The organism is Granulicella sp. L60 (assembly GCF_009765825.1).
Taxonomy (GTDB): Bacteria; Acidobacteriota; Terriglobia; order Terriglobales; family Acidobacteriaceae; genus Edaphobacter.
In genome coordinates this window covers 1,797,014-1,815,434 of record NZ_LMUR01000018.1, presented here as the reverse complement: position 1 = coordinate 1,815,434, position 18,421 = coordinate 1,797,014, and the positions used below count along the sequence as shown (strand labels likewise).

Annotated in this window: 17 protein-coding genes; 8 read left to right on the top strand and 9 right to left on the bottom strand. The window is 58.6% G+C overall.

The features are described from left to right. The 3 genes from GSQ82_RS17765 to GSQ82_RS17755 all read right to left on the bottom strand — a co-directional run. On the bottom strand, positions 1–414 hold a 414-nt coding region (locus GSQ82_RS17765), incomplete at its 3' end, for an SDR family NAD(P)-dependent oxidoreductase (protein WP_158793495.1). Between the two features lie 68 nt (positions 415–482). Next, positions 483–2,087: an OmpA family protein gene (locus GSQ82_RS17760; protein WP_158793494.1), complete on the bottom strand. Its 1,605-nt coding sequence runs from the start codon at positions 2,085–2,087 to the stop codon at positions 483–485. A 235-nt stretch (positions 2,088–2,322) separates the two neighbouring features. Continuing rightward, positions 2,323–3,057 carry a GvpL/GvpF family gas vesicle protein gene (locus GSQ82_RS17755; protein ID WP_158793493.1) on the bottom strand — a complete coding sequence of 245 codons (735 nt, stop codon included), beginning with the start codon at positions 3,055–3,057 and terminating at the stop codon, positions 2,323–2,325. Between the two features lie 609 nt (positions 3,058–3,666). Here GSQ82_RS17755 and GSQ82_RS17750 point away from each other — a divergent pair. Beyond that, a complete protein-coding gene (locus GSQ82_RS17750) occupies positions 3,667–4,809 on the top strand; it encodes a DUF481 domain-containing protein (RefSeq protein ID WP_254061723.1) in 1,143 nt (380 codons plus the stop codon). Between the two features lie 79 nt (positions 4,810–4,888). Here the strand turns inward: GSQ82_RS17750 and GSQ82_RS17745 are convergent, their stop codons facing one another. Beyond that, positions 4,889–5,443, bottom strand: a complete 555-nt coding sequence (locus GSQ82_RS17745; RefSeq protein WP_158793492.1) for a cytochrome c — start codon at positions 5,441–5,443, stop codon at positions 4,889–4,891. Positions 5,444–5,583: 140 nt separating this feature from the next. On the opposite strand from GSQ82_RS17745, the gene GSQ82_RS17740 reads away from it, so the two are divergent. From GSQ82_RS17740 to GSQ82_RS17725, 4 genes are all read left to right on the top strand, one after another. Continuing rightward, positions 5,584–6,321, top strand: a complete 738-nt coding sequence (locus GSQ82_RS17740) for an outer membrane protein (RefSeq protein ID WP_158793491.1) — start codon at positions 5,584–5,586, stop codon at positions 6,319–6,321. A 150-nt stretch (positions 6,322–6,471) separates the two neighbouring features. Next, entirely contained in the window at positions 6,472–7,995 is a 1,524-nt protein-coding gene (locus tag GSQ82_RS17735) for a fumarate hydratase (protein WP_158793490.1), read from the top strand. A 565-nt stretch (positions 7,996–8,560) separates the two neighbouring features. After that, positions 8,561–8,854 carry a hypothetical protein gene (locus GSQ82_RS17730; RefSeq protein ID WP_158793489.1) on the top strand — a complete coding sequence of 98 codons (294 nt, stop codon included), beginning with the start codon at positions 8,561–8,563 and terminating at the stop codon, positions 8,852–8,854. A gap of 43 nt (positions 8,855–8,897) precedes the next feature. Next, positions 8,898–9,257: an energy transducer TonB gene (locus GSQ82_RS17725; protein WP_158793488.1), complete on the top strand. Its 360-nt coding sequence runs from the start codon at positions 8,898–8,900 to the stop codon at positions 9,255–9,257. Between the two features lie 213 nt (positions 9,258–9,470). On the opposite strand, the gene GSQ82_RS17720 is transcribed toward GSQ82_RS17725, so the two are convergent. Then, the gene (locus GSQ82_RS17720; RefSeq protein ID WP_158793487.1) at positions 9,471–10,394 is read right to left on the bottom strand and encodes a LysR family transcriptional regulator; all 924 of its coding nucleotides are present in this window, start codon (positions 10,392–10,394) and stop codon (positions 9,471–9,473) included. Positions 10,395–10,665: 271 nt separating this feature from the next. Between GSQ82_RS17720 and GSQ82_RS17715 the strand changes: the two genes are divergently transcribed. After that, positions 10,666–11,406, top strand: coding sequence for a 3-oxoacyl-ACP reductase family protein (locus GSQ82_RS17715; protein ID WP_158793486.1), 741 nt, complete (start codon positions 10,666–10,668; stop codon positions 11,404–11,406). 45 nt (positions 11,407–11,451) lie between these two features. On the opposite strand, the gene GSQ82_RS17710 is transcribed toward GSQ82_RS17715, so the two are convergent. From GSQ82_RS17710 to GSQ82_RS17700, 3 genes are all read right to left on the bottom strand, one after another. Then, positions 11,452–12,153 carry an FkbM family methyltransferase gene (locus GSQ82_RS17710; protein WP_158793485.1) on the bottom strand — a complete coding sequence of 234 codons (702 nt, stop codon included), beginning with the start codon at positions 12,151–12,153 and terminating at the stop codon, positions 11,452–11,454. A gap of 126 nt (positions 12,154–12,279) precedes the next feature. Next, complete coding sequence (gene pgsA / locus GSQ82_RS17705; protein ID WP_158793771.1) at positions 12,280–12,987, bottom strand: CDP-diacylglycerol--glycerol-3-phosphate 3-phosphatidyltransferase; 708 nt, start codon at positions 12,985–12,987, stop codon at positions 12,280–12,282. A 196-nt stretch (positions 12,988–13,183) separates the two neighbouring features. Further along, complete coding sequence (locus GSQ82_RS17700; RefSeq protein ID WP_174243088.1) at positions 13,184–14,449, bottom strand: Glu/Leu/Phe/Val dehydrogenase; 1,266 nt, start codon at positions 14,447–14,449, stop codon at positions 13,184–13,186. Between the two features lie 231 nt (positions 14,450–14,680). Between GSQ82_RS17700 and trpE the strand changes: the two genes are divergently transcribed. Beyond that, positions 14,681–16,252, top strand: coding sequence for an anthranilate synthase component I (gene trpE / locus GSQ82_RS17695; protein ID WP_158793484.1), 1,572 nt, complete (start codon positions 14,681–14,683; stop codon positions 16,250–16,252). A gap of 137 nt (positions 16,253–16,389) precedes the next feature. Here trpE and GSQ82_RS17690 read toward each other — a convergent pair whose 3' ends face one another. After that, positions 16,390–17,547, bottom strand: coding sequence for an acyltransferase (locus tag GSQ82_RS17690; RefSeq protein ID WP_158793483.1), 1,158 nt, complete (start codon positions 17,545–17,547; stop codon positions 16,390–16,392). Positions 17,548–17,854: 307 nt separating this feature from the next. Between GSQ82_RS17690 and GSQ82_RS17685 the strand changes: the two genes are divergently transcribed. Beyond that, positions 17,855–18,397, top strand: coding sequence for a hypothetical protein (locus GSQ82_RS17685; RefSeq protein ID WP_158793482.1), 543 nt, complete (start codon positions 17,855–17,857; stop codon positions 18,395–18,397). The last annotated feature ends 24 nt before the right edge of the window (positions 18,398–18,421 follow it).

Genomic DNA, 18,421 nt, shown 5'->3' with positions numbered 1-18,421 from the left:
GTGGCCGGAGCCGCGGGCTACCATTCCTGGAACCACACTGCGGGTTACATAGAGCAGGCCTTTTACGTTGGTGTCGATCATCTCCTCCCAGTTCTGAGGATCGTCTTCGTAGAGTTTGGCGAGACCACGGCTAAGACCGGCGTTGTTGACGAGGATGTCAATCTGTCTCCAGTCTTCGGGCAGACCGGCGATGGATGATTCGACCTCGGCGCGGTTTTGGACGTCAAGCTGGAAGAGATGAACGCTGGATGCGCCTTCGAAGGTGAGGGGCTGGTGGAGCTCTTGCAGGCGGTCGAGGCGACGTGCGCAGAGAAGCAGACGCGCACCCTCCTGCGCGAAGGCGATTGCAGTTGCTCTGCCGATTCCTGAGCTCGCGCCGGTGATGAAGACGATCTTTTCTTTGAGAGAAGCCATGCTCTTCTTATAACGAAAAAGACGAAAGGCCGCACAGGGCGGCCTTTCGTCTCTTGTTTCCGCAAAGACTACTGCGGAGGGTTGCTGGTGCCCGACGGAGGCGCAGGAGCGGCAGGTGCGGAATCGGGGCTGCTCTGTTCGACGCCGATGGCGTCGCCCGAGACAACCAGGTTGACGCGACGGTTCTGCGAGCGGCCCTGTGCGGTTGCGTTATCGGCTACCGGCTTCGCTTTGCCGTAACCGGTGGCTGAGATATTGTCTGCCGAGACTCCCTGGGTGACGAGGAAGTCGCGAACCGCATCGGCGCGGTTCTCAGACAGCTTCTGGTTGTAGTCGTCGCTGCCTACGCTGTCGGTGTAGCCTTCGACCTGGAGCTTCAGACCGGGGTAGGCCTGGAGGATTCCGGCGACCTTGGCGAGCGAGATCTGCGTGTTGGGCTTCAAGGTGTACTTGCCGGTGTCGAAGAGCACGTCGGACATGTTGACGATGAGGCCGCGAGCGGATTCGCTGGTGGCAAGGACGCTGTTCAGTTGAGAGCGCAGTCTTTCGCGAACGGCGTTCGCATCGTTTGCGCTCTTGTTGGCGGCAGCGGCTCTGGCCTGGGCTTCGGCTGCGGCGGCTTCGGCACGTGCGCGATCCGCATCGGCTTCGGCCTGGGCGGCACGGGCGCGTTCGGCTTCGAGCTGGGCTTGCTGGCTCTGGTTCTGGGCGTCACGCTTGGCCATCTCCGCGTTGTACTGACGCTCTGCGGCCTGCTTGCGCAGGGTGACCAGACGAGCATCCTCTGCACGCTGTACGGCCTGACGTGCGAAGGTGATCTCCATCTTGCGATCGCCCTTCTTGTTCTGATCGATGTCAGAGGCGTTCTGCAGATCCTGCATGGCCTCTTTCATGATCTCCGGAGCGTATTTATCGGCGCCAGTGGCCTGTGCGATGCGCAGCGCGTTGTATGCCTGATATAGCTCAAGCGGAGACTTCTCGTTGCGTGTAATCGGATTGAGGTTCGATTTAGAACCGTCGGTCTGGGCGTACGTACCGCGCGGCAGGAGAAGATAGTGGGCGTTCACCTTTTCGAGGACGCCGGTGGTCTTGTCCCCGATGATGAAGTTCTGGAGGACGACGACGTCGCTGGGCTGCGTGACGGAGAAGTAAGGCTCGGCGGTGACGATCATGCCGAAGGACTGGAGAGCCGTAGTTACTTCGATGTTGTTCTTATCGTTGTCTGGAAGAACCTCGCCGAGGTTATTAGGACGGCCGTCCGGGGTGATGGCCCACAGGACATAGGTGAGGTACTCGGGTCCAAAACCGTTTGCCGGGGTGAGACCCTGGAACCTGGCGGAGATGTGAATGCCGCCACGTTCACTGGTTACCTTGGCGGACCCTTTGGCGAGCGGAAGAAGTGCCGTGCCTTTGAAGGCGATATTGGTAGAGCCGCTGCGATGCAGGTAGTTCACAGCATCGAGATCGCGCTGGACGACCTTGACCCGATAGAGATAGATTCCGTTGTCCTGCTTCTGGATTTGGTCGGGGTTTTGTGTCTGTGCCGGCGTCTGCCCTTGATTCATCTGGGCTGTCGGATTTGGTTCTTGGGCTGATAGAAATGATGTCGTCGATCCGTAAAACCACGCAGTAGCAGTCAGCAATGCAGCAAAAACTTTCTTGTTGCGGTTCATGCACGTTCTCCTTGCCGATTTTTTGAGCTAGTCCGTAAGGACTTATTTTGCAATATGAAGCGGCTACAGGTGCGATGCGGCGCGGTCGGTAAAGGTAGTCCAGTGAGACGATTCCCGTGAAGAATGTCGTTCCTTATCGGAACATAGAGCACACAAAATAAACGTTTTGCAGGTTTGCTACATGAAAAGTCCCCTCCGCGTGACAGCAGAGGGGACTCGGGTATGACGGTGAGGTTCAGGCGCTGTGCTGTTGCGCGCCGGAACGATGTACGAAGTGATACGGAGGCCATGGACCAGAGAGTTGCATGTGGCAGTCCTTCAACTCGAGTGTGGCAGAGGTGTACTTGTTCTGATAGCGCTCCACCGTTTTGTTGTCGATGAGGTGGGCGATATCGAGAAGCATCTTGCCGGTGTCCATGCGCTTGCAGGTGATCTCTTCGGCGAGGGGCAGGAACATGCGATGCATCTGCACGGAGAGCGCACGAGCCTTGGACTGGCGTTCGCGCTGACGGCTCGCACTCTCGCGCAGGCTGGTGAGATATTGCTGGCCGACGGTCATGTCGCGGGTTGCGTTGCCGGGGCAGATATCGTCGACGAGAACCTTGAGGTGCATCTCGGCCTTGCCGCGAAGCCGCTCGACGTTGGCCTGGAAGTGACGCTGATTGGAGCGGACGGAACGGCGAAGAGCATCGTCGTCCTGAAACGTGGTACCGAAGCGAAAGGGCAGAACGGTGGAGAGCTTGAAGCAGTCCGCTACGACGCGGGCGTGGTCTCTGGCGGCTACCTGGTCCAGCCGTGCACAGTCTTCCGGGGTGTGTTCGGAGACGACGACTGCCAGATCGCTGGCAGGAAAGAGAAAGGCCTGATTGCCGAAGATACCGGAGACACCGGTAAGAGGCATCGGACGACGATGACGGCTAAGCTCGGGGAACGCTTGTCTTTCCGCAATACAGTAGGCATACCATGCCATTTGTTTTCCCTCCAAAGCGCGCTGAGGGGTGTAACCGCCCCTTCAGGAAGTTGATGATGAAACTTTAAACAGAGTCGGAAGTTGCCGGGAAACTATTCATTTCAATAGACTTTGCGCGGCCTGATGCGCGGAAACCTGCGAATCTCACCGAACCGAAACGGATAGTAAGCCTATTGAACTACTCTTGGCAAGACTTTCTTTCACAGAAGAGTTGCACATTTTGCGAGGCAGCTTTTCGGCAGGCCTCAGCATGGATTTGCCGGAATTCAGACCTTGAGTCGTACGAAGGTCGAATTTGAAGTTGATCTCGTGAAAATTCGATCTACGATTCGGATTTACTCTGCGGAATCGTCTGACTTCGCTGTGAGCGGGTTCAAAGCGCGCCACGAGGGAGGATCGGAGGCGGTGATGGCCTTTGGTGCGGCGTCCTCTGTGCTGGAGATGCCGACCAGACGCAAGACCTTTCCAATGACACGAATAAAGGCCGCATATTTAACCTCGCTGCCTGCGAGGGTACGCTATTTTAAAAACATGAGCGGCCACCCATTAACCCCTGTTCGCAGAAGATCTTCAGGCAAGCTTCTTCTCGCGTCGAGCCTGTTCGCTGGCGTGTTTTCACTACATACGGTCGGGGCGTGGTCCCAAGCCAAACCCGCTGGCCCACCGCCCGATGTGATGGTCTTTACCAACGGCGACCAGCTGACCGGAACGTTGGAGAAGGCGATTGGCAACTCGTACACCTTCAAGAGCGACGTTGTGGGTGAGGTGACGGTGACGGCGGACAAGATCAAGGAGCTAAGGGCAAACGGGAACTATGTTGTGCTGAAGAAGGGTGAGGTCGTGCAGCGCGTGGCCCGGCCGGGCGGTACGCTGGCGGCGGACAGCACGAGTGTAACGGTGAGCCCCGCGAGCAGCAGCAGTCAGACGATCTCGGTGAAGGATATCGAAGATGTCATCGACACCGCGACGTACAACAAAGAGGTCATGGGGAATCCCGGACCACTGCATGGATGGAAGGGTGGGTTTACCGCTGGTGTGACAGACGTTCAAGCGACTCAGTATGGCGAGACCTTTACCCTGGCGGCCAATTTGATTCGCGCGATTCCGTCGGTCGACTTTCTTCCTCCGCGGACGCGTTCGACGGTGAATGTGTTGGAGACGTACGGAAAGCTGACGCAGCCGACGATTCCGCAGACGAATCCGCCGACGCCGAATGCGGTGGCGAAGACAAGCATCTTCCATGCGGACGCCGAGCATGACAAGTATCTGAACCAGAAACTGTATGTGCTGGGCGATGTCTCGTTCGATCACAACTTCTCTCAGGGCCTCGACTTTCAGCAGATCTATGGCGTGGGTCTTGGCGCGACGGTGATCAAGGACGCGAAGCAGGAGCTGGATGTGAAGGCGGATGTTCACTATGAGCATCAGAGCTTCATACCGCCAGTGCAGATACCGAATCAGCCTTTACTTCCGGCGTCGCCAAGCCTGGACTTGATCGGTTCGAGCTTCGCCGAGACGTACCACAGGGATCTGCCGGCGAAGTTTATTCTGACTGAGTCTGGAACGATTATTCCGGCGTGGAATAACCTGAATGCCTACTCGGGAATTGGGATGGTTGGACTTCAGTTCCCTGTCTACCACCGGTTCAGCTTCAGCACGAGCCTGACGGATAACTTCCTGAATAATCCTGCGTTCGGGTATCAGAAGAACAGCTTCCAGTTCGTGATGGGCGCTACGTATACCCTGCCTTAAACTTGTTGCGCTACACGTCTTCGGATAGCCCTCCCGCTAGTCAGGATCGATGATGATCCTGACTAGCGGGAGGGTTTACTTATTGGGCGGGGCTGTTGAGGATCTGAGTTACGGGCAAGGGCAGTTCTTTGTCGGCGCTCTTGAGAAGAAGACTCACCTGCCACATCTCGGTGTCGGTGAGGATATGGGAGTAGCTGGGCATACCGGTGAGACGGATGCCGTTGGCCACCTTCCAGTAGGTCTCGCCCGCATCGTCATCGCTTACGCCTACGACTCCGTGTTTGCCGTGTCTCTTCCAGAGCTGCGTGGGCTCGGGGTACATGTATCTGGCGTAGGGAACGTCGTGGCCTGGAGTGCCGTGGCAGGCGGCGCACTGAGCGCGGTAGATGTGGGCGCCGGCCTCAAAGGCATCCTCGTTGGTGCCGAATGGGGGATTCTTCTTCTCGTGGTCGATGCGGGCATCAAGGGGAAGTCCGACGATTTTTTCCTCGTACGGAAGGGGCGCGTCAGCTACTGCGACGGGCAGAGGACCGAACTTGAGGTAGGCGAAGAGACTCCCGACGACAACGGCGATGCCGAGGAGAAAGCCGAGAAAGAGTTTGCCGAATCCGCCGCTGCTACTTTTTTTCGCCATCGAAACGCACTCCTTGGGGGTTGGGACCGCTTTATGGGGCTGCGGATGTTCTAATAAGGGATGGCAGCTACCGGTCCCCGGCTAGCGAGACCTTCGAGTTCCACAATAGCAAAGCGAAGCTTGTGCAGGAGTAATCGTTGATGTTCGGTTTCAGGTTGAGTGTGAAGCAGGTAGCAGGAGTGTTGCTGGCGGGATTGATGGCCAGCGGAACAGTTGCGATACAGGCGCAGGCCCCGCGTCATACGCGCCGCGAGACGAGTGCAAACCGCAAGGCCAGGATTGCGAGAACCACCGCCGAGACCTACAACCATCGGTTCGAGGTTGCGGGCGGAGGCGGATTTCTGCGATTCCAACCCGGCTCGCAGCTGCAGAAGAACAGCGAGGTCACGTTCTTCATGAGTGGCACGTACTTCCTGAACCCGAAGCTGGGGATCATCGGAGACGTTCGCGGAGCGTATGGGAATGCGAAGATCGGCAACCCTATTGATTCCACCTCTCCCTTCCTGTCGTTCAAGCCGCAGATCTCGGAGTATCCGCTGATGGGCGGTGTGGCGTACCGGGTATATGCGCAGGAGAAGATCGCGGTCGCGGTGACGGGCGAAGGTGGCGTTGCGCTGGGCAAGTTCGACGGCGATACGAAGGGCTTTACCTCGGCCAGCTTCGGTCTTTGGCAGTCGACCAACAAGCCTGTCTTCAGCATTGGCGCAAACTTCGACTATAACTTCTATCCGAATCTGGCCCTTCGCATAGCGCCGACCTACGTTGCGACTTTCTACAAGCTCGATCCGACGGATACGCTGCATGGACCGCCGGGAAGCATTCAGAATAACTTCGGAGTCAATGTCGGGGTCGTCTATCGGTTTGGAAAGATCAGGTAGATCTGTGGTGAGTGGAAGCGCGGGTGCGGCGATGGTTGCCGCACCCCTTTTCGTGTGCGCGATCATCGACGCGAGCCTAGGCCAGCTCTGCCGGCTGACAATTAGAATGCAGTCTTGAGGAAGGATTTCCTCTGTGGGAGGCAGTTGGTAATGGCGACGATCAATCAGGACGACCTTATCCGAAGCGTGGCGGACGCGCTGCAGTACATCAGCTTCTACCACCCGGTGGACTACATTACGAATCTGGCCCGGGCGTACGAGATGGAGCAGAGCCACGCGGCGAAGGATGCGATGGCGCAGATCCTGATCAACTCGCGGATGTGCGCGGAGGGACATCGTCCGATCTGCCAGGATACGGGCATCGTGACGGCGTTCGTGAAGGTGGGGATGGAGGTCAAGTGGGAGCCTGGAATCGGCGGCATGATGACCATGCAGGAGATGGTCGATGAGGGCGTGCGCGAGGCGTGGAGGAATGCGGACAACGTGCTGCGGCCGAGCATTCTGGAAGATCCGGCGTTTACGCGCAGGAATACGGGGGACAATACTCCGGCGATGGTGGTGGTGGAGCTGGTGGAGGGTGGCGAGGTCGATGTGACGGTCGCATCGAAGGGCGGAGGATCGGAGGCGAAGAGCAAGTTTGCGATGTTGAATCCTTCGGACTCGATTGTGGATTGGGTGCTGAAGACGGTGCCGACGATGGGGGCGGGGTGGTGTCCGCCGGGGATGCTGGGGATCGGGATCGGGGGGACGGCGGAGAAGGCGATGGTGATGGCGAAGGAGTCGCTGATGGACCCGATCGACATGCAGGAGCTGATCGCACGCGGGGCGAAGACGAAGATCGAGGAGCTGCGGATCGAGCTTTACCAGAAGGTCAATCGGCTGGGCATCGGGGCACAGGGGCTGGGCGGATTGACGACGGTGCTGGACGTGAAGATCATGGACTTTCCGACGCATGCAGCGAACCTCCCGATTGCGATGATTCCGAACTGCGCGGCGACGCGGCATCTGCACTTCAGGCTGGATGGATCGGGGCCGGTGATGGTGGCGCCCCCGCCGCTGGATGCGTGGCCAAAGCTGGAGTACGACGTTCATACGGCGCGGAGGGTGAATCTGAACACCGTGACGCGTGACGAGGTGAAGACGTGGAAGCCGGGCGAGGTGGTACTGCTCTCCGGCAAGCTGCTGACCGGACGCGATGCCGCCCACAAGCGCATGACCGACATGCTGACGCGTGGAGAGAAGCTTCCGGTGGAGTTCAAGAATCGGTTCATCTACTACGTCGGGCCGGTGGAGCCGGTGCGCGAGGAGGCGGTTGGACCGGCGGGGCCGACGACGGCGACGCGCATGGACAAGTTCACGCGGCAGATGCTGGCCGAGACCGGGCTGCTGGGCATGATCGGCAAGGCGGAGCGTGGGCCGGTGGCGATCGATGCGATTCGCGAGTTCGAGGCGGTGTACCTGATCGCGATCGGTGGCGCGGCTTACCTGGTGTCGAAGGCGATCAAGAGCTCGAAGGTGCTGGCGTTCGCAGACCTCGGGATGGAGGCCATCTATGAGTTCGAGGTGCAGGATATGCCGGTGACCGTGGCGGTGGACAGCAAGGGCACGAGCGTACACCAGACCGGGCCGGCGGAGTGGCAGCAGCGGATCGCGGGGATTCCTATTATCCAGTGATCGTTCGCGGTACTCGCTTCATCTGATCGCAGGGGTACCCCACCCCCTGGGGGTTACCTTAGCTAAATGGCTTCGATTGAGCGAGATACGAAAATGGTCTCGTCTAAATTATTCATATCAAATGGGTTGCGGGTAAAAATTTGAAAAGAAAAGGGTTAGGCCTCGGCATAAGTTGCCAGGGCCTAACCCTTTCACTTTTTATCTCTTATTCCATGATATCAAGTCGGTACAAACTGATGCGCCAGCTTTTGGCGAGTATTTATTGCGACGTAAACGGCTTATTTTGTTTGGTTTGAATTAGAAAAGACCACGTCTGACCTGTTTTCAGGGCTTGACACTAAGAAGAAGCGCTTCCTGCTGAGCCATGCGATCTTCGATGGGAAGTATGTGGTTTTAGGTAGTGAAATGCGGCGTCTTGCTGGTCTTTCGCGTCCCCACTCGCGGCCGATAGAGATTCACTCTGACTTGGAGATGCCTCCGAAGGTATCTGAGCTTTCTCTAAGGTGCCGGATTAGAATTGCCGGGATCCTATTCTGCAGTAGCTCATCGAGGAGCTTGAACGACAGTGAATTCAAAGAACGTGTTGCGATTTTTTGCAAGTCTTGGAATCTTCTATTTCTGCATGGTAATTACGGCTCTTCCTATGAGGCTGTTCGCGGAGGATTCGGCACAGCCGACAGTGGGACAGAAGGCCGTCAGTGCCGTTTTGAAGCAGGTCACAATCGATCCAACAGCGCTTGCACCGAAGACGGGCAAACCTCTTCCTGCAGATGGCGCATGGTCGATCGGCAAAGAAGCCTTCACCGTGTCCACAGGGAAGCCAGTGCGCGACGGTGTTCTACCGGGTCCCGGAAGATGACGTTCTGTGCCAGTGGGTTGTTGCTCTAAATGGCGACAGTACGGTGATTTTCGAACAGAACGAAGATGCTTCCCGCTATCTCATTCGCAAGGTCTCGCTCGATCAGGCGGGTGCACTGGTGCTTACACGAAAGCAGCCGACCTACCCGCCGATGGCCATGGCGGCGCGTGTGCAGGGATCGGTTGTGCTGCGGCTATTTGTTGCGGCCAATGGGGCTATCGAAAAGGCGTTTGTGGTCAGCGGACCGGAGATGCTTAGGGCGAGTTCCGCTGAAGCGGTGAAGGGATGGACGTTCAAGCCGTTGCAGGTTGGGGATACTTCTACTCGTTTCGAGACGGAGATCAACTTCGATTTCAAGACGATGGGTCCCGGGTCTTCCTCGAGGATTATAAGCAAACCCTAGGCGGTATCGATCTATAGCACGATGCGGAACTGGGTCGGCTGTGGTGCGAGATAAGGAGAGAGTATTGGCACGTTGAGCCAGTGGCAGGTCCTTCGACTGCGCCTCTCGCGATGAAACTGCGAGAGGCTCCGCTCAGGATGACGCTCTATATCAATCGATCACTTACGCTCAGGCTGTATGTCGATACTGCTGGCGCATACACAGCGGTGTGGATTAGCGGGTTTTGTTGGCGACGCGGGTGACGAGCTCGTCGAAGCGGGAGAGGAAGACCTGTAGGACGGGGGAGGGGTTGTCCTTCTTGTAGCCGACGCATAGGTCGATGGTGGGGGTCTCGCCTTTGAGGGGGCGGCTGGTGACCGATCCGGGGAGCAGGTGCTTCGCGTAGGTGGGCAGGAGTGCGACGCCGTGGGTGGAGGTGATAAGGGACATGACTCCGGCGAGGTTGTCTACCTCGTGGCTGGGCTTGATGTCGATGCCGCACTGCTTGAGGTAGGCGTCGATGACGATGCGCAGGGCTGGGGGACGGGCGAGACCGCTGAGCGCTTTGCCGGATACGCTGAGGAAGGTTTCGCCCACGATCTCGTGCGGGTCGATGGAGTCCTGGGCGGTGAGGCGATGATCGTTCGGCATGAATACTTCGAGAGGCTCTTTGACGAGGAGGCGGAAGGCAAGGTCGGAGGTTCCCTCCTCTCGTCGAAGGAAGGCGGCATCGATAGTGCCTTTCGAGAGGGCCACGGCGAGTTGGGGAGAGACCTGGCTGGATACGACGACGTGGATGTTGGGCAGCTCGTCTCGGAGGAGTTGCAGGGCTTCGGGCAGCCAGGTCGATTCGTGTCCGGTGAGGAAGCCGAGCACGAAGTATGGTTTGGCCGGGTCCGCTAGGCGGCGGGCGGACTCGACTGCGATCTCGACCTGCGAGAGCACTACACGGGCGTGGTCGAGAAAGACTCGTCCGGCGGCGGTGAGTTCGATGCCGCGGACGCTGCGTGTAAGAAGCTGCGCCCCGACCTCTGCCTCGAGATCGCTCATCTGGCGGCTGAGGGAGGGCTGGGTGGTATGCAGTCTCTGGCTTGCGGCCAGGGTGAGGCTTCTCGTCTCCGCTACGGCGATGAAGTACCTGAGGTGCCTGAGTTCCATGAGCTGCTCATTCCTGAATAAGTCGATTTCCATGCCTGATAAGCATGGAATCCTGCCTGCAAAGTATTTTTCAAGTGAAGAAAGTGTAGATATCGTGATGGCAGAAGGCAATCTGCATCCTCTTTTCATCGGGCCTCTCCAAACTCCTATCTATCAAACGGTGCGCGCAAGGCAGGATGGGCGCGTAGCTTTCGTTCGCTCGGGATAGGTTAGGGGCTCGAGCGGGGTGCGTATTCAACGGAGTTTGTTCACAGAAAACAAAGGAGAGTTTATGTCTAAGTTGGCGAAGAAAGTGGCACTGGTTACCGGCGGTTCGCGTGGCATCGGCGCGGCGATTGCAAAGCGTCTGGCAGCGGATGGAGCGAGCGTGGCCATTACGTATGCGAAGGATGCTGCCTCGGCTGCGGCGGTGGTGAAGGCGATTGAGGCTGCCGGAGGAAAGGCGCTGGCGATCCAGGCGGACGCTGCCGATACCGCGGCGATCAAGGGTGCGGTGGAGAAGACGGTTGCGACGTTCGGCGGGCTGGATGTGCTGGTGAACAATGCCGGGACGGCGATTCCAAAGAGGTTCGAGGAGACCACGCTGGAGGAGATGGATCGCATGATCGACATCAACATCCGCGGCGTGTTTATTGCGACGCAGGCGGCGTTGAAGCACATCAAGAATGGCGGCCGGATCATCATGATCGGTTCGTGCGTGGGCGAGCGCAACCTGACGCCGGGGTTGGCGGCTTACTCGGCGACGAAGGGAGCGGTGAAGATGTTTACGCAGAGCCTGTCGAGGGAGGTTGGGAGCCGGGGGATTACGGTGAATAACGTGCAGCCGGGTCCGATCGATACGGATCTGAATCCTGCGTCGGGCGATTGGGCGACGCCGCAGAAGGCGGTTACGGCGCTGAATCGGTATGGGCATGTGGATGAGGTTGCGGCGCTGGTGTCGTTCGTTGCGGGGCCGGAGTCGTCGTATATTACCGGGGCGAATCTGACGGTGGATGGCGGGACGAACGCTTGAGGCGATGGAGGTATTGACTGCGAACAGCGAGCCGGGGAACTTATACTAAGCTGCCAACTGGGGGCTCCGGCTGCGCTGGCGTAGTGCTGCATAGCGGGATTCATTGAGGAGAAAGGTGTAGTCGCCTCGCTTTTTGTAGATGATGCGGTAGCCGGCCTTGTAGAGACGTGCGATGGTCTTGAAGGTCTGGCCCGGCCTGAGCCAGTCGTGAAACTCGACGCATAGCTGTCGCACGGGAAGCTGCTGATCGAGAAGCTGGTTGACGATGTCATATTCAAAGCCTTCGATATCCATCTTCAGCAGGTCGATGCAGGAGTCGCCGTTTCTGCCCATGATCGTCGACAGGTTGCAGCACTCGAAAGAGATGGTCTGGATGCCGTCCTGCACGAGCGAGTAGGAGCCTTCTTCCGGCTCTTTTGGCAGGGAAAATTCGATTGAGCCAGTATGCGCGGCGAGGCCAACCGGGAAGAACTGCAGGTTGTGCGTGTCGCTTCTGGATGCGGTCTCGATACCGGTCGGAGAGGGGTCGAAGACGAGGACGGGCTGCGATGTCAGCTTTGCCAAGGCCAACTCAAGGCTCATGGCGTGGCCTACACCTGCACAGTAGACGATTTGCGGCAAGGGACTGACGTTGATCACCCAACCGCTGTACTCGTCGCCTACCAGCTTGATATCCGGAGAGGAGACGCAGAAGATCTGATCGATCGTGGTTCGCGCTTTATTTCTAGCCCAGCTGACCAGTGTCATCAATATTCCCTTGAAAGTATTACCTTGGATGTTTGTGGTATGCGATCTGTAGCTGATGCTACCTCGTCATTCGTAGATCTTACAGACGTCACTCCGAAACCGGATACATGACCTTCCGACCTGCTCCTAGGAGATGCGGGAGGGGTGTTCAGCTGGGGGGAGGGGTTTTTTCTTGCGGCTGAGGACGAAGCTGCGGCGTTTGCGCTTGGTCTCGGAGGCGTGGTCGATCTTCTTCCAGAAGCCGACGAAGTAGTCGATGGCGGAGATGATGGAGACGATGGTCATCCAGTAGATGGCGGTGACGGCGATGAAGTGGACGCCGACGACGAAGCCTCCGCCGAGCGAGGGGAACCAGAGCCAGTAGTCCCAGCGGTGGGCGAGGATGGCAGCGACGACGGAGACGATCTGGATGACGGTCTTGAGCTTGCCGATCTCGCTGGCTTCGATGGTGAAGCCTTCGGCGGCGGCGATGGAGCGGAGGCCGGAGACGAGGAACTCGCGGCCGATGACGAGGACGGCGATCCAGGGCGGGACGATGCGGGGATTGTAGGCCACCAGGATGATGTAGGCGGCGGTGATCATGAGCTTGTCGGCGAGGGGGTCGAGGAGCATGCCCATGGTGGTGATCTGGTGGCGGCGGCGGGCGAGGTAGCCGTCGAGGCCGTCGGTGATGCTGGCGAGGATGAAGACGATGGAGGCGATGATCTCCTGCTCGCCGCCGCGCAGGCCCACGGCGCCGTGGCTGCCCGCAAGGGGGAAGGCGGGCGAGAGGATCCAGATGAGCAGAGGCACGCAGGCGATACGGCTCATCGTGATGGAGTTGGGCAGGTTCATCGCACGAGATGCGGCGCGGAGAGGAACCCGGGCCGATACAAGCATTCTCCCACAGTGACGTTGCGGAGGGGAAAATGTCCTGCCGGACGGACCCGCTGCGCGCGGGGCGGGCGTTTACACACCTTTTTAAGCCTTCGGGTGGGCCTCCCGCTGGTCGGCAACAATCTTTGTGCCGACCAGCGGGAGGAGCCGGGCTTTAGGCGTAGATGCCGCGCTGCTTGGTGGTGTAGGCGACGCGGTCGATGGCGAGCATGTAGGCGGCGATACGGTTGTTGACGTTGTGGTTCTGGGCGTAGAGGATGACGTCGTTGAAGCTCTCGGTCATGATGCTGTCGAGACGCTGGTTGACCTCGGCCTCGGTCCAGAAGTAGCCCATGCGGTCCTGCACCCACTCGAAGTAGCTGGTGGTGACGCCGCCTGCGTTGGCGAGGATGTCGGGGATGATGAAGACGCGCTTGTCGGCGAGGATCTCGTCGGCGACGGTGGTGGTGGGGCCGTTGGCGCCTTCGCAGAGGATCTTGCAGCGGATGCGGTCGGCGTTCTGGCTGGTGATGACGTTCTCGGTGGCTGCGGGAATGAGGATCTCGCAGTTGTAGGTGAGGAGCTCGTGCTTGTCGGCGGCCTCGGCCTCTTTGAAGCCGTTGATGGTGCCGGCCTGGGCGCGATGTTTGATGAGGGCGGGGATGTCGATGCCGTTGGGATTGTAGAGGCCGCCGTCGTACTCGGCGATGCCGATGATGGTGTAGCCCTTCTGGGCGAGGAGCTTGGCGGAGTTGGAGCCGACGTTGCCGAAGCCCTGCACGATGACGCGGCAGCCGTCGATGGCCATGCCGAGGTGCTTGAGGGCCTCGTCGCAGACGACGGAGACGCCGCGTCCGGTGGCTTCTTTGCGTCCGCGCGAGCCGCCGAGGTTGACGGGCTTGCCGGTGACGACGGCATTGACGGTCTGGCGCATGTGCATGGAGTAGGTGTCCATGATCCAGGCCATGGTCTGCTCGTCGGTGCCCATGTCGGGTGCGGGAACGTCTTTTTCTGGTCCGATGAACTCGATCATCTCCGCGGTGTAGCGGCGGGTCATGCGTTCGAGTTCGCCCTGAGACATCTTCTTGGGGTCGCAGATGACGCCGCCCTTGGCTCCGCCGAAGGGGATGTTGACGACGGCGCACTTCCAGGTCATCCAGGAGGCCAGGGCGCGGACCTCGTCGAGGGAGACGTCGGGAGCGTAGCGGATGCCGCCCTTGGCGGGGCCGCGGGCGACGGAGTGCTGGACGCGATAGCCGGTGAAGACTTCGATGGAGCCGTCGTCCATGCCGACGGGGATGTGGACGATGAGTTCGCGGGCGGGGTAGCGGAGGACCTTCCAGATGCCGGGATCAAGGTTGAGCTTATTTGCTGCGAAGTCGAATCGAGAGGCCTGGGCTTCCCAGGGGTTTGTCTCCTGCTCGAGCGTGAGGGTCTGCATGGTGATGTTCCTTTTTTCTGTTGCTGGTATCAGCGATTCTCCGGCCATCATTTTGCCCCCGTTGGAAGCAGGATACAGCTTGTGCCAGACCGGTCTGTGGCCAAACTTGAGGAGTATAGGCTCGCGAAGGAACGAAGTGCAATGGAATGCGCGGGGGAGGGGTGGCTGTAGCCAAGGGTGCCATGCCGAGGATAAAAAGTGTGTAACGACACAGTTATGATGGATGAAGCCATGTCCTCTTTTGACTCCAATTCTCTCCCTTCTTCGCGTGAATTTCTGAAATTAAGCCGTAAACACTCGCTTGTGCCGGTGTACCGGACGGTGACCGCAGACCTGGAGACCCCGGTTTCGGCGTTTCTTCGTATCGCGGCGGAGGAGCCGGAGGCGTTTCTGCTGGAGTCGGTCGAAGGCGGCGAACATGTGGGCCGTTATACCTTTATCGGCATTCAGCCGTATAAGAAGATGGTGGCGCGGGGGACTCGGATTACGGTTCGCGAGGGGCGGCGCGAGAGGACGTTCGAGGGCGACATCTTTGAGGAGCTGAAGCGTGCGCTGAGCGGGCATACTCCGGCGCAACTGCCTGGGCTGCCTCCGTTTACGGCGGGGGCGGTGGGATTTTTTGCGTATGACGTAGTGCGGCAGATCGAGAAGCTGCCTTCGCTGGCCAAGGATGAACTTGGGGTTCCGGATGCGTGCCTGATGTTCTTCGACCAGGTGCTGGCGTTCGACCATGTGAAGAAGGAGATCCACCTGATGGTGACGGCGGATCTGCAGCGCGAGGCTCGCGAGGGCGCGTATGAGCGGTCGGTGCGGAGGCTGAACAGGCTGGAGAAGAGGCTGTCGAGTGCGCTGCCTGTGCGGCGGAAGAAGAGGCCCGAGGGCAAGCTGAAGGTGACGGCGCGGACTCCGAAGGCGGCGTTTCTGAAGGCGGTGGAGAGGACCAAGGAGTACATCGCTTCGGGGGATGTGTTTCAGTGCGTGCTGTCGCAGCGGTTCGACTGCGTGCCGGGGGTGGATGCATTTGAGGTGTATCGGGCGCTGCGGATTGTGAATCCATCGCCGTATATGTACTTTCTGCGGTTTGGGCTGGAGGGTGCCGCAGAGGTTGGGAAGAAACCCGCGTCTGCAAAAACCAAACGTGGGGCAGCCGGTTCTGTGACGCCCCAATCTTCGGTGGCGCATATTGTGGGTTCGTCGCCGGAGCTGCTGGTGCGGGTGCATGGGCGCGACGTGGAGTATCGGCCGATTGCGGGGACGCGGCCGAGGGGTGTGGACGAGGTGCAGGATCGGGCGATGGAGGCGGATCTGCGCTCGGATGAGAAGGAGGTCGCCGAGCACATTATGCTGGTGGACCTGGGGCGGAACGATGTGGGGAGGGTGAGTGAGTTCGGGTCGGTGAGGGTGAAGGACCTGATGTTCGTGGAGCGGTACAGCCATGTGATGCATCTGGTGAGTTCGCTGGAGGGCAAGCTGCGGGCAGAGTTGGGGACGATCGATGCGTTGCGTGCGTGCTTCCCTGCGGGGACGCTGAGTGGAGCGCCGAAGATTCGGGCGATGGAGATTATCGAAGAGATGGAACCGGCGAGGCGAGGGGTGTATGGCGGGAGTGTGCTGTATGCGGACTTCAGCGGGAATCTAGATTCGTGTATTGCGATTCGTACGCTGTATATGAATGGGGAGCAGGGACACTTTCAGGCGGGGGCGGGGATTGTGGCGGACTCGGTGCCGGAGAAGGAGTTTGAGGAGTGTGGGAATAAGGCACGGGCGGTGGTGCGGGCGATTGAGCGGGCGCGGGGGGTTTAGGAAGTAACGGCGTGAGTTGCGTCAGTCTGAGCAACTAAATAGGGGGTGTGGTCGAAGTTCGCGATAACGCCGCATTCAGGGACCGTTCGCTCCGCTAGCCTTGAGTGGAGCGGTGAGGCGAATCGGATGAGCGATGGCTAAACCGCGCTGGTGTTTACGGGACGACTTCGAACGATCTCGAACCTGGACTTCAATGCGAGGAATGGCTTTTCGATCGCGAAGTGCGAGGCTACGGCGAGAGCTACGTTCACGACGAAGACGATCGGAAGCTCCAGGGGCTTCGGGATGCGACCGTGATTCAGAGTTACGACGTAGTAGACAGTGAACAGGTTGAAGATATAGAGGCCGTAAGAGATCTTTCCGAGAAAGAGAAGCCAGGCTGGGAACCATCGTGCCGATATGCCCACGACCGACCGGAAGATCGCTGTGACGCCAAATGCGGCTAGATTTAGCATGACGACGTACGACGTTGCGCCAGCTGAAAGCGAGACGTGTTCCGGATCGAACAGCGAAGCTGCAACCAGCGCGGCTACTCCCAGCGTCGCGAGCAAGAGACGTCTGGAACGAGATAAGGCGACCGGCTTACGTTCCGCCCAGAGTGCTAACAGAGCTCCCAGTCCAAAAAACTGAACTTCAGCAAAGGTGTTGTAGAACACGCGCGAGTGTTCGGCATAGGGGTGCGGAAGGTGTGGCGAAAGCATGAGCCAGATCGCAGCAACCTGTGTGATGGCAATGGAGACATACCCAACCGTGCGGACTATCGACCGCTTGCCGCTTCGCATCAATATCGGCCAACAGAGATAGAACTGCTCCTCGATGGAGAGCGTCCACAAAAGCAACAGCGGGATCCAAAGGAAGTGATTTCCGAGATACCAGTTGGAGACAAAGAAGATGGCTGAGAGGAAAAATCCACCGGGCACAGCGATATGGCTCAGGCGGGATAGAACGAAGCACAAGAGCAGAAAAAAGAAGTAGAGCGGCCAGATGCGCAGGCTTCGGCGCATGTAGAACGCTTTGAGATTCAAGGTCCCCGTTGTGTCCACCTCCATGAGCAGGAGGCGGGTGATCAGGTAGCTGCTCAGCAGGAAGAAGAGCTGGACACCAAAGGCGCCCACACTATGGGCAGCCCAGATAGCTGACACCATGAAGGCACTCGCATGCTTGAGGAAGTGCAACTGTTCAGGAGTTGACTTGTGGTGGAAGAGAACGCCAAGGAAAGCGAAGAAGCGCAAGGCATCAAGCTCCGGCTGGTAAAAGCGGCGATTACCGGTCACCATTTTAGTGCTCTTCTTCATGGTTACCTACGAGGTTACCATGTGCATTCTGTCCCCTCCTGCAAAGGCACGGGCGGTGGTGAGGGCGATTGAGCGGGCGCGGGGGGTTTAGAGGCAGTAAAGTCTGTGCTCGAAGTTGCAGGTAACATCGTTTTGTCAGAGCTCTCGCGCCCGCTGCCGCCACCGCTGCCGCTGCCGGTTGGAAAGCTTCAGGGCTTGATGAAGCTAGTCGAACATGCACTCAGCTTGGTAAGCTAAAGCGCTAATGCGCCTAGCCTTCGTTCTACTCCTCTCCCTAATATCCTCGTGTCTGTACGGTCAGGTGATAGTGAGCAGCAACTCTGCATCCGCCGTCCAGGACAATGCGGCTCTGACCGAAATGTACAACGTCGATCAGAAAGCAAGAGAGGGCGATCACATTGATTGGGTGAAGTTAACGAAGGATGACGAACAACGCAGGAACGACCTTCGACAGATGCTGGCTGCGAATAAAGTTCGCACCGGCACCGATTATTACCATGCCGCAATGATCTTTCAACATGGCCAGAATCCCGACGAATACCTGATGGCTCACGTGCTGGCTATGGATGCAGTTGCCCTGGGCAGTAAAGAGGCTCGGTGGCTCTCGGCAGCCACTCTGGATCGGTACTTACTTTCAATTTGGCAGCCTCAGATCTTCGGTACTCAGTTTTCCGGCGGATACGAAACCGTCCCAATGACACATGACAAGATGAATTCTGCGATCGTCAGTGATGCCATGAGAGGTGCTACCTGTGTCGTTCCGTCTTCGCAGCAAGACAAAGTGCTTGAAGCCGCCAACCATGGTGGCAATTTTGGGAGCACTCAATCCAAAGATGGTCCATGTAAGTAGAAGTCGCACTATGCGACAAAGTGC